11 protein-coding genes and 1 pseudogene are annotated in these 12,779 nt (G+C 69.0%); 6 read left to right on the top strand and 6 right to left on the bottom strand.

What is annotated here, in order from left to right; translation table 11 throughout:
• The first annotated feature begins 68 nt into the window (after positions 1–68).
• Positions 69–1,439 (top strand): formimidoylglutamate deiminase, encoded by a 1,371-nt coding sequence (locus RMO04_RS01420; RefSeq protein ID WP_309643013.1) that lies wholly within the window; start codon positions 69–71, stop codon positions 1,437–1,439.
• Positions 1,436–2,143 (top strand): histidine utilization repressor, encoded by a 708-nt coding sequence (hutC, locus tag RMO04_RS01425; protein ID WP_309643014.1) that lies wholly within the window; start codon positions 1,436–1,438, stop codon positions 2,141–2,143. Before RMO04_RS01420 ends, hutC begins: the two co-directional genes overlap by 4 nt.
• On the opposite strand, the gene RMO04_RS01430 is transcribed toward hutC, so the two are convergent.
• Positions 2,101–3,162 (bottom strand): lysine-2,3-aminomutase-like protein, encoded by a 1,062-nt coding sequence (locus RMO04_RS01430; RefSeq protein WP_309643015.1) that lies wholly within the window; start codon positions 3,160–3,162, stop codon positions 2,101–2,103. The two genes, hutC and RMO04_RS01430, sit on opposite strands and share 43 nt — an antisense overlap.
• A gap of 35 nt (positions 3,163–3,197) precedes the next feature.
• The gene (gene epmA / locus RMO04_RS01435; RefSeq protein WP_309643016.1) at positions 3,198–4,250 is read right to left on the bottom strand and encodes an EF-P lysine aminoacylase EpmA; all 1,053 of its coding nucleotides are present in this window, start codon (positions 4,248–4,250) and stop codon (positions 3,198–3,200) included.
• Positions 4,251–4,384: 134 nt separating this feature from the next.
• Here epmA and efp point away from each other — a divergent pair, with 134 nt between their 5' ends.
• Positions 4,385–4,951 carry an elongation factor P gene (gene efp, locus RMO04_RS01440; protein WP_309643017.1) on the top strand — a complete coding sequence of 189 codons (567 nt, stop codon included), beginning with the start codon at positions 4,385–4,387 and terminating at the stop codon, positions 4,949–4,951.
• A gap of 259 nt (positions 4,952–5,210) precedes the next feature.
• On the opposite strand, the pseudogene infA reads toward efp, so the two are convergent.
• A pseudogene (gene infA / locus RMO04_RS01445) lies at positions 5,211–5,426 on the bottom strand (translation initiation factor IF-1); the annotation flags it as partial.
• A gap of 106 nt (positions 5,427–5,532) precedes the next feature.
• Positions 5,533–5,742, bottom strand: a complete 210-nt coding sequence (locus tag RMO04_RS01450) for a cold-shock protein (protein WP_254833600.1) — start codon at positions 5,740–5,742, stop codon at positions 5,533–5,535.
• Positions 5,743–6,063: 321 nt separating this feature from the next.
• On the opposite strand from RMO04_RS01450, the gene RMO04_RS01455 reads away from it, so the two are divergent.
• Positions 6,064–6,534 carry a DUF4126 family protein gene (locus tag RMO04_RS01455; RefSeq protein ID WP_309643018.1) on the top strand — a complete coding sequence of 157 codons (471 nt, stop codon included), beginning with the start codon at positions 6,064–6,066 and terminating at the stop codon, positions 6,532–6,534.
• Positions 6,531–7,904, top strand: a complete 1,374-nt coding sequence (locus RMO04_RS01460) for an FAD-containing oxidoreductase (RefSeq protein ID WP_309643019.1) — start codon at positions 6,531–6,533, stop codon at positions 7,902–7,904. Before RMO04_RS01455 ends, RMO04_RS01460 begins: the two co-directional genes overlap by 4 nt.
• Here the strand turns inward: RMO04_RS01460 and RMO04_RS01465 are convergent.
• Together RMO04_RS01465 and RMO04_RS01470 are read right to left on the bottom strand one after the other, a co-directional pair.
• Positions 7,901–10,300, bottom strand: a complete 2,400-nt coding sequence (locus RMO04_RS01465) for an EAL domain-containing protein (RefSeq protein WP_309643020.1) — start codon at positions 10,298–10,300, stop codon at positions 7,901–7,903. The two genes, RMO04_RS01460 and RMO04_RS01465, sit on opposite strands and share 4 nt — an antisense overlap.
• On the bottom strand, positions 10,297–11,637 hold the full coding sequence (locus RMO04_RS01470; protein ID WP_309643021.1) for a FecR family protein: 1,341 nt from the start codon (positions 11,635–11,637) through the stop codon (positions 10,297–10,299). The genes RMO04_RS01465 and RMO04_RS01470 overlap by 4 nt, the downstream gene beginning before the upstream one ends.
• Positions 11,638–11,858: 221 nt before the next feature.
• Between RMO04_RS01470 and RMO04_RS01475 the strand changes: the two genes are divergently transcribed.
• Positions 11,859–12,779 (top strand): POTRA domain-containing protein (locus RMO04_RS01475; RefSeq protein WP_309643022.1); only part of this gene is annotated, 921 nt, incomplete at its 3' end.

Consider the following 12,779-nt stretch of genomic DNA (forward strand, 5'->3'; position numbering starts at 1 on the left):
CATGCCTGCCTCCTTTCCTTGATCATCGTATATGTATATACATATGTTCAAGATGAGAGGCTTGTCCAGTGACCGATCCGACGACGACCCTTTGGTTCGAGAGCGCCCTGCTGGAGACGGGTTGGGCGCGTCAGGTGCGCCTGGTTCTGCGGAGCGGAGCGATCGTCGGCGTCGAGCACGACGTCGCCCGCGCGGCCGACGAGCCGGCGAACGGTCCCGCCGTTCCGGGCCTGCCAAACCTGCACAGCCACGCCTTTCAGCGCGGCATGGCGGGGCTGGCCGAGGTGCGTGGGCCCTCTGGCGACAGCTTCTGGACCTGGCGCGAAGTCATGTATCGCTTCCTGGAACGGCTTGGCCCCGACGAGGTCGAGGCCATCGCCGCCCAGGCCTATGTGGAGATGCTGGAGGCTGGCTTCACGCGGGTGGGCGAGTTCCACTATCTGCACCACGATCGCGACGGCGCGGCCTTCTCCGACCCCGCCGAGATGGCGGCGCGGATCGCCGCGGCGGCGGGTGAGAGCGGCATCGGCCTGACCCTGTTGCCGGTCTTCTACGCCCACTCCGGCTTCGGCGGGGCCGCGGCCACGCCGGGCCAGGCGCGCTTTCTCCACGACATCGACGGCTTCGCGCGCCTCCTTGAGGCCAGCCGCAAGGCCGTCGCGAGCCTGCCCCACGCGGTGGTCGGCCTGGCGCCGCACAGCCTGCGCGCCGTCACGCCGCCGCAGCTCACGGCCCTGGTGGGCCTGGCCGGCGAGGGGCCCATCCACATCCACATCGCCGAGCAGACCCAGGAGATCCAGGACTGCCAGGCCTGGTCCGGCGCACGTCCGGTCGAATGGCTGCTGGCCAACGCCCCGGTCGATCCCCGGTGGTGCCTGGTCCACGCCACCCATGTCAGCCCTGACGAGATTTCGGACATGGCGCTGTCCGGCGCCGTGGTGGGGCTATGTCCCATCACCGAGGCCAATCTGGGCGACGGCCTGTTCCTGGCGCCGGAGTTCCAGCAGCAAGGCGGCCGGTTCGGGATCGGCTCGGACTCCAACGTGCTCATCGACGTCGCGGAGGAACTGCGCACTCTGGAGTACGGCCAGCGCCTGGCGCGCCGCACGCGCAACGTCATGGCCGCCGAGCCCGGCGATTCCACGGGGGCCGGACTCTACCGCGCCGCCTTGGCCGGCGGGGGCCAGGCGCTCGGGGTCGGTGCGTCAAGGCTGGCGGTGGGGGAGCCGGCCGACATCGTCAGCCTCGATCGGGACCATCCGGTCCTGGTTGGCCGGCAGGGCGACGCCTTGATCGATAGCTGGGCGTTCGCCGGCCGCCGCGATGTGGTCGACAATGTCTGGCGCGCAGGCGTAAGGCTGGTGAGCGGGGGACGCCATCGCGCCCGTGACGCGATCGCCGCCCGCTACCGCCGCACGTTGGCCCGGATCCTGGCATGAACGCCTCGCTGCACCTGCGCATTCGCACCGACATCGAGGCCCAGATCCTCTCCGGCGCCTGGCCGCCCGGTCATCGGGTGCCGTTCGAGCACGAGCTCATGGCGACCTATGGCTGCGCCCGGATGACCGTGAACAGGGCGCTCTCCACGCTCGCGCAGGACGGCCTGATCGAACGCCGCCGCCGCGCGGGCTCGTTCGTGGCGCGGCCCAAGGTCCACTCAGCCGTGCTGGACATCCCTGACCTGCGCTCGGAGGTCACCCGACGCGGCCAAGCCTACGCCTTCCGCCTGATCTCCACCCGCCGTCGCCCCGCGAGCGGACTGGCGGAGGTTGAGCTGGCCGACGGCGGCGCGCTGCTCGAGCTACGCGGCCTGCACCTGGCCGCCGGCCGGCCGCTGGCGATCGAGCACCGCCTGATCAGCCTGGCCGTGGCGCCCCAGGCCGCGGAGATCGATTTCTCGGAGGACCCGCCGGGGGCCTGGCTGCTGGAGCATGTGCCCTGGACCGAGGCCGAGCATCGGATCAGCGCGGTGGGCGCCGACGCCGCCACCGCGAAGCTCTTGGAAATCCCGCGTGGCGCGGCCTGCCTCGCCGTCGATCGTCGCACCTGGCGCGGCGCGACCCATGTGACCAAGGTCCGTCAGCTGTTCCCGGGCGAGGCCTATGATCTGGTGGCGAGGTTCGGGGCGTCGCGGGGCGGATAGGCGTGGCGCACGCCGCTCGGGTCCTCCACCCGCTCGCCGTCCGCGCTCAGATAGTTCGGCCCCACGGGCGCCTTGCCGTGACCACCTGGGATGTCGAGCACATAGGTGGGCTGGCAAAGGCCCGAATAGTCCCCGCGCAGCGCCCGCATCAGCGCCTGCCCCTCGGCGATAGTCGTGCGCAGATGCGTCGTGCCTGGCGCGAGGTCGCCATGGTGCAGGTAGTAGGGCTTGATCCGGGTCTCCACGAAGGCGCGCATCAGCGCGCCCAGGGCATCGGCGTCATCGTTGACGCCGTGCAACAGCACCGTCTGACCCAGCAGCGGGATACCCGCATCCACGAACTTGGCGCAGGCGATACGGGCCGCCTCTGTCAGTTCGCGGGCATGGTTGGCGTGGATCGCGACATAGACCGCCTTGTCGGCGCGCTTCAGCGCCGCGACCACCTCGCCAGTGACCGCGCCGGGATCGACGACCGGCACGCGCGTGTGGAAGCGGACGACCTTCACATGGTCGATGCCGCCCAACCGGTCCATCAGGTCGCCCAGCCGCCGGGCCGATAGCACCAGCGGGTCGCCGCCGGTGACGATCACCTCCCAGATCTCCGGCCGCGCGGCGATATAGGCCAGGGCCGCATCCAACTCCGCCGGCGTAAGAGCCCCCAGCCCCTGCGGTCCGACCATCTCGCGGCGGAAGCAGAACCGGCAATAGACCGCGCAGGTGTGGGTGACCTTCAGCAGCACCCGGTCGGGATAGCGATGGACGACGCCCTCGACCGGACTGCGGACCTCGTCGCCGACGGGGTCGGCGCGCTCGTCGGGATGGACGTCGAGTTCGCGGGGGTCGGGCAGGAATTGGCGCGCGATCGGGTCGCCCGCCGTTTCGATCAACTCGGCCATGGCCGGCGTGATCGCCACGGCGTACTGCGCGGCCACGCGCTCCAGGCCCGGCAGCTGATCGGGCGCGATCAGCTTGGCCTCGGCCAGCGCCGAGGCGCTGCGCAGGGTGGTCTGGTAGGTCATGGGGCGCATATGGCCCACGGCGCCGGGCCCGGCAATCAGTCGGTCGCCGCCACGGGCGTCCACAGCACCTGCTCGATGCGGCTCGCCCCGGTCGCCAGCATCACTAGCCGGTCGAAGCCCAGCGCGATCCCGCAGGCGGGGGGCATGTGCGCCAGGGCGGCCAGGAAGTCCTCGTCCAGGGGATAGCGCTCGCCGTAGACGCGGGCTTTCTCGTCCATTTCCATCACGAAGCGGCGACGCTGCTCGGCGGGGTCGGTGAGCTCGCCGAAGGCGTTGGCCAGCTCCACGCCGCAGGCATAGAGCTCGAATCGCTCCGCCACTCTCGGATCGGACGCCGTCGGCCGCGCCAGGGCGGCCTCGCAGATCGGGTACTCGCAAAGGATCGTGGGGCGTCCCAAGCCCAGCTTGGGCTCGATCTTCTCCACCAGCACCCGGCTGAACACGTCGGTCCAGGTGTCGTCGGCGGCGACCCGGACGCCGGCGGCGCTCGCCGCCCGCGCCAGCGCGTCGCGGTTTGTGTCGCCGTCGGCCTGGACGGTGGCCAGCAGGTCGATCCCGTTGGCGTCGAACGCCTCCGCCAAGGTCAGCCGCTCAGGCTCTGCGAAGGGGTCGGCGGTCTTGCCGCGCCAGGTCAGCGCCCTTGTCTCGGCGGTCTGGGCCGCGAGGGCGAGCAGGGCGGCGCCGTCGGCCATCAACGCCTCGTAGGGCTCGCCCGCCCGATACCACTCCAGCATCGTGAATTCCGGATGGTGCAGTGGCCCACGCTCGCGATTGCGCCATACGCGGGCGAAGTCGAAGATCTTCGTCTCGCCGGCCGCCAGCAGCTTCTTGGCGGCGAACTCGGGCGAGGTGTGGAGGTAGAGCGGCGTCCGCGCGCCCGCCGTGGAGATCGCCTCGGTGGCGAAGGCGTGCAGGTGCGCCTCATTGCCCGGTGAGACCTGCAGGGCGGCGGCCTCGACCTCGGTGAAGCCCTCGGCCTCGAACCATCCGCGCAGATCGCGCTTGATGGCGTTGCGCGCCGTCAGGAACGGCCGGCGATCGCGGTGGGTGTCGGCGCGCCACCAGGGCGAGGGAAGGGGGCTCGGCATACCGCTGTTTACGGCGTCGCAGGCCGCGCGCGAAGCGGGAGAGCGCTGGCGATCTTGGCGAGGTTCGCTATAGGGGCACGCAAAGCATCGTCATCGCAGCCGCTCAAGACGGCGCGAATCTGAGGAAGACCGACTTGAAGGTAATCGCCAGCTCCCTGCGCAAAGGCTCCGTCGTCGACATGGATGGCAAGCTCTATGTGGTCCTGAACGCCGAGAACATCCATCCCGGCAAGGGCACGCCGGTGACCCAGCTCAACATGCGGCGCATCTCCGACGGGGTGAAGGTGTCCGAGCGCTATCGCACCACCGAGCAGGTCGAGAAGGCCTTCGTGGACGAACGAAACCACACCTTCCTCTACCAGGACGGTGACGGCTTCCACTTCATGAATCCGGAAAACTACGACCAGCTCACCGCCACCGCCGAGGTGATCGGCGACGCCGCCCCCTTCCTGCAGGAGGGCATGACCATTCAACTCGCCACGCACAACGACGTGCCGATCGCCGTCACCCTGCCGCGCACGGTGACCCTGGAGATCGTCGAGACCGAGCCATCGGTGAAGGGTCAGACCGCCTCGTCGTCCTACAAGCCGGCGCTGCTCTCGAACGGCGTCAAGACCACGGTGCCGCCTTACATCGCCGTCGGCACCCGGGTGGTGATCCTCACCGAGGACAACAGCTACCTCGAACGCGCCAAGGACTAGGTCGCGAATGCCTTCTCCCCTGCGGGAGAAGGTGGCCTTGCGCAGCAAGGTCGGATTACGGGTCGATAGCCCTATCCGTCTGTGTTGTGAGTCGCCGCTGGTCGAAACGTCAGCCTGAGAGTTCTGAGAGACCCCTCATCCGACCGTTCTCCGAACGGCCACCTTCTCCCGCAGGGGGAGAAGGGCGATATGCTTCGTACTAGCGCTTCCGGAAAGTCGGACGTGCGCCGCCGCCGCCGCCGACACGCGGGCCGTCGGTCTTGTGGCGATAGGTGATTCGGCCACGGGTCAGGTCGTAGGGGGTCATCTCGACAATGACCCGGTCGCCCACCAGCGAACGAATACGGTTCTTCTTCATCTTGCCCGCCGTGTAGGCGAGAATCTCGTGGTCGTTGTCCAGCTTCACGCGGAACCGGCCTTCGGGCAGCAGTTCGACGATCAGTCCGTCAAATTCGATCAGCTCTTCCTTGGCCATACGAGGCCTCCTCTCCGCCGGCGCGCCGGCGAGGTCGTGAAAAAAAGAAAACGGGCCGGCGTGAGCCGGCCCGTCTGACGTACGCGGGCTTACGCCCGCGAATGTCTTAAGCGGATTGCAGCTGACCAGCCGACATCTTGCCGCTGCGCTGATCGCGCTCCAGTTCGAAGGCGACGCGTTGGCCTTCGTTCAGGGTGCCCATGCCGGCGCGCTCAACGGCCGAAATGTGCACGAAAACGTCGGCGCCGCCGTCGTCGGGTTGGATGAAGCCGAAGCCCTTGGTTCCGTTGAACCACTTAACAATACCGGTAGCCATGAGAAGTCCCCTTCCGGGTCTTAATATTACCTCGCGCCAAGAGCGGCCGAGGGATCAAAATTTCGGAGAGGGTCGAGGGCAGGTCCGGATGTTCGAGCAAACTCGAACTGGGATAGCGGCCGAACCAAAACGATATTCGATACGGTCGTAGACCATCTACGGAGGAAAAAAGCAATCTGTTTCGGCGAGCGCCGCGATCAAGCTGGCGTCATTCGGTCAGTTCGCACGGATGCGCGCGCCCTGGCCGCGATATCGGATTGACGCCTATGCCCTGCGCGCATCCGATGAGAAGCTTAGCCGTCGTCTGGGGAGACCGCGCCAATGATCGTCTATCTCTTCGCCCTGCTGATCGGCGTGGTCGCCGGCCTGCGCGCCATGACCGCGCCCGCCGCGGTGAGCTGGGCCGCCGCTCTGGGCTGGATATCGCTGGAAGGCACGCCGTTGGCCTTCCTGGGGTTCACGTACACGCCCTGGGTCTTCACGGTCCTGGCGGTCGTCGAGCTGATCACCGACCAGCTTCCGAAGACCCCTAGCCGCAAGGTCCCTGTTCAATTCGGCGCCCGGATCGCCATGGGCGCGCTCTGCGGCGCGGCCATGGGCGCCAGCCAGGGCGTGCTGGTCGGCGGCCTGATCGCCGGCGCCGTCGGCGCGGTGATGGGCACGCTGGGGGGCTATGAGCTGCGCAAACGCCTGGCCGCATCGATCGGCGGGCGGGACTTCCCGGCCGCCCTGGTGGAGGACGCCTTCGCCATCGGCAGCGCCTACTGGATCGTGACCTCGATCGTCCGATGAAGAGCTTCGACGCCATCGTCATCGGGGCGGGGCAGGCCGGGCCGTCCCTGGCCGTGCGGCTCGCCGGCGCCGGGATGAGCGTCGCGCTCATCGAACGCAAGTTGTTCGGCGGTACCTGTGTCAACACCGGCTGCATGCCGACCAAGACCCTCGTGGCCAGCGCCCACGCCGCGCATCTGGCCCGGCGCGCGGCGGACTATGGCGTGACCATCTCGGGCGAGGTCGGGGTCGACATGGCGGCGGTCAAGGCGCGCCAGGACAAGGTCGTCAGCGACGCCCGGAGCGGCCTCGAGACCTGGCTGAGATCGGCCAAGGGCTGCACGGTGTTCCAGGGCCATGCTCGGTTCGAATCGCCCACCGAGGTCAGGGTCGGCGAGGAGGTGCTGAGCGCGCCGCGCATCTTCATCAATGTCGGCGGCCGGGCCATGGTCCCCGACATGCCCGGCGTGAACGAGGTCGACTACCTCACCAACACCTCGATGCTGGCCCTCGACACCCTGCCGCGCCATCTGGTGATTGTCGGCGGCAGCTATATCGGCCTGGAGTTCGCCCAGGTGTATCGGCGCTTCGGCGCCCAGGTGACCGTCGTCGAGAAAGGCCCGCGCCTGATCGCTCGCGAGGATCCCGACGTTTCCGACGCCGTCCGTGAGATCCTGGAAGGCGAGGGGATCGCCTTCCGGCTCAAGGCCGAATGCATCAGCTTCCGGCCGCTCGATGGCCAGATCGCCGTCGGCGTTGACTGCGAGAACGGCGAGCCAGAGGTCATCGGCTCTCATGCCCTGCTGGCCGTGGGTCGGCGACCCAACACCGACGATCTCGGTCTCGACAGGGCCGGCGTGGCCCTGGACGCTCGGGGCTACATCGTTGTCGACGACCAGCTCCGCACCAGCGCGCCTGGCGTCTGGGCGCTGGGCGACTGCAACGGCAAGGGCGCCTTCACCCACACCGCCTACAACGATTTCGAGATCGTCGCGGCCAACCTCCTGGACAATGATCCGCGCAAGGTCAGCGACCGGATCACCGCCTACGCCCTCTACACCGATCCCCCGCTGGCCCGAGTGGGCATGTCCGAGACCGAGGCCAAGGCGTCCGGCCGCAAGGTGCTGGCGGGCGTCCGGCCCATGAGCCGGGTCGGCCGGGCGGTGGAGAAGGGCGAGACCCAGGGCTTCATGCGCATCCTGGTCGACGCCGACAGCCAGGAAATCCTGGGCGCCTCGATCCTGGGGACCTCGGGCGACGAGGCGATCCACGGGGTCCTCGATCTGATGTACGCCAAGGCGCCCTATACGGTGCTGCAACGGGCCGTCCACATCCACCCGACGGTCTCGGAACTGATCCCGACCCTTCTGGGCGAACTCAAGCCGCTCTAGGCGGTCTTGCGGGGCCGCCGCCTGGGCTTGGCGTCTTGCAGGAAGGTCAGCAGCTGGTCATAGGCGATGGGGCGGCTGACCCCATAGCCCTGGACCACGTCGCACCGCATGGTCGCCAGCACGCCCTGGACGTCGGCGTCTTCGACCCCTTCGGCCACTACCGACAGGCCCAGGCTGTGGGCCAGGTCGATGGTCGACTTCAGGATCAGCCGGTCGCGCCGGTTCGACATCAGGCCCGTGACCAGCGCCTTGTCGATCTTCAGCTCGTCGGCGTCGATCATCTTCAGATAGGCCAGGGACGATAGGCCGGTGCCGTAGTCGTCGATGGAAATCTTGATCCCCGCCGCGCGATACGCGGCGATGGCGGCCATGGCCTCGTCGGTGTTGTCCATCACCGCCGACTCGGTGATCTCGAAGCACATCCCCTGGGCGGCGTCGCCCACCAGGCCGACGGCGAATTCGCGGAAGTCCCGGTCGGCCAGCAGTCGGGCCGAGATGTTGACCGCCATGACCAGGTCGAAGCCCGCGGCGCGCAGGCGTTCGTTGTCTTCCAGCGCCCGGCGCAGCACCCATTCGGTCAGCGGCCGCACCGCCCCGGTGTCCTCGGCGGTGGGGATGAAGGCGTCGGGCGGGATGAAGCCGCGCACGGGATGGCGCCAGCGCACCAGCGCCTCCATGCCCACGACCTGGCCCGATCCAGGCTCGACCTTGGGCTGGTAGTACAGCAGCAGGTCGCCGGCCTGCAGGCCGGCCATCATCTCGCTCATCAGCGCCAGGTTGGCGGACGGGTCGGCGAAGGTCTCGCGGTCGAACACCACCTGGCGAGCGCTGCGCGCCCGGGCGCCGTCCAGCGCGATGGTGGCCTGTTCCAGCAGCTGCCTGGCGTCCTCGCCGTGCGATCGGACCGCGATCCCGACCCGGATGAAGGCGTCGATGACGTGGCTGTCCACGTCGAAGCTGTGGTCGATGGCGGCGACCGCGGCGACGGCCGCGCGGAGCTGTTCGGGCGTTTCGGCGGTCAGGGCCAGGCCCAGGACCGAGGTCGAAAGGTGGGCGACCGTGACGCCGCCCGCCTGGGTCGCGGCGCGTTCGGCGACCAGGCGGACGAGCTGATTGGCGTGGCTGTAGCCGATGGCGCTGCGGGTGGCGACGTACTGGTCGATGCCGATCGCCATCACCGCCATCTGGGGCGCGGCGTCGCCGGACAGGCGGGTGTCGATCTCTGCGGTCAGGGCGCGCCGGTTGGGCAGGCCGGTCTCGGGTTCGTGCATGGCTAGGTGCAGCAGGCCGGCCTCCCGCTCGCGCACGATTGCGGCCGCACGCCGTTGAAGTTCGACGTTCACCAGCCATACGAGGCACATCAGTTGCGCCAGCAAGAGCGGCGCGACAGACGGCGACACCGGCGCGGCCACTTGCAGGGCGACAGGCGCCGCCACCACCACGATCAGCACGGCGGCCTGGCGCCGCAAGGCCTTACGCAGCGAGGGGTCCTTCGCGTTGGGAACCAGGGCCAGGATGACCAGGCAACCCAGGGCGAAGGTGAGCCAGGGCGCGAACTCATGCAGCGCACGGGCGGCCAGCAAGCTCTCGCGCGCCAGGGCGTGGATATAGACGCCGGGTAGGGTGCCTGCGCGCGGTGTCGCGAATTCGTCGCCGATCTCCAACGCCGTGGCGCCGATGAGCACGGTGCGTCCGCGCACCAGGTTCGGATCGAACCGGCCCTCATAGACGTCGTTGAAGCTCAGATGGTCGATCCGGTCGTGCCGCACGCCGTAGTCGATCAGGAACATGCCAGTCGCCCCAAATGGGGCGTCGGCGAGCACCGAGCCCATGGAGGGGCGGTAGATCTCCCCGGAGGCGACTCCGCGGCTATAGCGCCGCACGCGCCCGTCGCGGTCGACCGGCACGTTGACGCTGGCCACCAGCGCGTCGGCGGCCAGCGACGCCAGCGGCGCGGTCTCGATAAACCCGGCCTCGGCCTCGTTGGCGCCGCGCTGGATGAATGTGGGGAGGACGACAGCGCCCGGCTGGCGGTTGACCGCCGCCTTCAGTCGCTGGTCGGCGTCCGGGGACGAAACGGTGCTGAAGTCGACGTCGAACGCCACGGTCTTGGCGCCCGCCGCTTGCAGGTTCTCGATGGCGCGGGCGAACCGATCCCGGCCCCAGGGCCAGCGGCCCGCGGCGCGCAGGCTGGCGGCGTCGATCTCGACCACCGTCAGGGTTTGGCTGGGCGCGCGGCGCACCATGTCGAACCGCAGCGTGGCCAGCCCGTCGTCGATCGGCGCCAGCACGCCGCCAAAGCTGGCGATCGCCACCAGCAGGGCGATGACCGCACCCGGAGCCCAGAGAGGCGGCAGGCCGCGCAGGCGCCGGGAGAGAAAGGTCGGCGCCGTCACTTCCGCTTCAAGCCGCCCAGCAGTCCGCCCAGCGTTTCCGTCGCGGTCACGTCAACGTCGACCAGACCACCGACAGCGACTCCGAGACCCGTCTGGCTTCCGCCGTTCCCATTGCCGTTGCCGTTGCCGTTGTTCCCGTTCCCGTTCCCGTTCCCGACACCCAGGCCGAGGTCGACGGTCGCGCCGCCGTTCCCGTTTCCGTTGCCGTTGTTGCCATTGCCGTTGCCGTTGCCGTTGTTGCCATTGCCATTGCCGGTGGCGACCCCCTGGCCGAGGTCGACGGTCGCGCCGCCGTTCCCGTTGCCGTTCCCGTTGTTTCCATTGCCATTGCCGTTGGCGACCCCCAGGCCGAGACCGACGGCCGCGCCGCCGTTCCCGTTTCCGACGCCGTTATTCCCAGCGCCGTTTCCGAGGCCGGCGTTGGCGCCACCTCCAGCGGCCGGGTTCGCCGACCCGACGGCCAGGGCGGCGTCGGCGGTGAACGATCCCGCGCCTGTCGCGCCGCCCGGCTGCTGGCCGAACGCCTCAGCCGCGCGGGTCGTGTTTCTCGCCAGTTCGACCGTAAGCGAGCTGACGGGCGAGATGGACCCTGTGTTCACCGTCTGGAACGACCCGCCGGACGGCCCGGCGGTGTCGGTCGTGGGCGCGGCGGTCGCGGCTTGCTGCAGGCCGCCGCCGATCCCAGGCGGCGGCGCGGCTTCCACCAGCCCGCCGGAGACGGCCTTGTAGTCCAGCGGCTCAATGACAGTTGGCGCGCTCTGCGGGGCCGAGGCGGCGATCGCGCTCATCTTGACGGCTTGCGGCGCGTCGCTCGTGACGCTCGCGGTCGCGCCGCCAGGGACGTCCTGGCGCATGGATCCGGCGTTCGAGGCGACTTCAACCAGGCCCTCCGCGACATTGACTGTGTCGCCCTGCACATCGACCACGACGGTGAAGGTCGTGCCTTTCACGACGGCGGCGAGCAGGGGGGTCTCGACGCGGAAGTGAGGGGCCTTCTTCTTGTCGACTTGGAACAGGATGGCGCCCAGGTCCTGTGTGATCCGGGTCATGCCGTTCCGCGCTTCCGGCGCGATGGTCATGCGGCTGTTGGGGCCGACGACGATCCGTTGGTCGCCGTTGTAGAGCGCCGCGCGCGCGCCACCCGCGGTGGTGACGCTGGTCCCGATGGGCAACACCGCGTTCAGACGTCCCGCGGCGGCCTCGCGTCCGGGCTCGACGATCCGCACCGCGCCGGCAACCTCCACAAGCCGCCACTCCGCGCTGAGAGCGGTTGTGGCGAACATGGCGAGAGTGATGCCGAGTAGCAACCTTTGGGTGGTGTCCGTGCGGTGGGTCATCGCATTGCTCCTTTCGCGCCAATTCTTCAGCGCCAGTAGACTTGCGAGAAACATGGACGCTTTAGGCTAAGCGTTTGCTAAAGCTGCCGAAATTGGTTCGTTGTTATTCTTGTGTTCACCATATCAGCCAAGAATTGCCCCACTCTCGGCGACCGGCGCGAGAGCTATTGGGTCCAGACGGCGTGATGCGGCGGAGTGCGAGAGTCTTGGTCGCGGGGCCGTTGGCGGTCGCGCTCCTGGCGATCGAGGCGCCCCATGCGAAATCCGCGGCGCCACCCCCGGTCGCTTGCGGCAAGGCCGAATGCTTCCAGCTTAACGCGCTCAGCATCGAGGGTTCGACGGTCTATCAGCCGGCGGAACTGGCCTCGCTCTACAGCAACTATCTCACGCGGACCGTCGGGACGGCCGACCTCGTCGCCATCGCCTCGGCGATCACTGACAAGTACCGAGCCGACGGCTACTTCCTGTCGCGCGCCATCGTGCCCGTGCAGTCGGGCGCGGGCGGTATCGCGCGCATCAGCGTCTATGAGGGCTATGTCGGCGCCGTCGACGTCACCGGCGCGGGCTCGGCGGAGGTGTCGCGCCATCTCAGGGGCCTGACCGGCCGCCGCCCGCTGCGCCTAGCCGACCTGGACCGCCGGCTCACCCTGGCCGGCGACGAGCCGGGGGTGGTGGTCAAGTCGACCCTGGTCCCGGTGATCGACGATCCGGCGCGCCACAACCTCGTCGTCACCGCCAACCTGCGTCGCCTGAACGTCAGCGCCTACGCCGACAATCGCGGGTCCAGGACCTCCGGCCCCTGGCAGAGCTATGTCCGCGCCGCGGTGAACTCCCTGGCGCGGGCGGGGGATCAGTTGGGCGTGGCGGTGCTGGCCGTTCCCGACAACCTGCGCGCCTTCACCCTGGGCGAGCTGAGCTATTCCTTGCCGGTCGGCGAGGGGCCTCGTCTGCGCGGCGCCTTCAGCCTCGCTCGCGCCCGTGACGGAGCCGATCCCCTGTCGGCGGCCCTGGGCAGCGAAAGCTGGACGGCCAGCCTCGGCTACTTCCATCCGCTGAAGCGCGGCCGGAAGGTCAATATCTGGTCTCAGCTCACCGCCGAGGCGCGCCACATCGAACAGGATTGGAGCGATGTCGGCGGCTAC

It is taken from the genome of Phenylobacterium sp. (assembly GCF_031412415.1).
Taxonomy (GTDB): domain Bacteria; phylum Pseudomonadota; class Alphaproteobacteria; order Caulobacterales; family Caulobacteraceae; genus Phenylobacterium.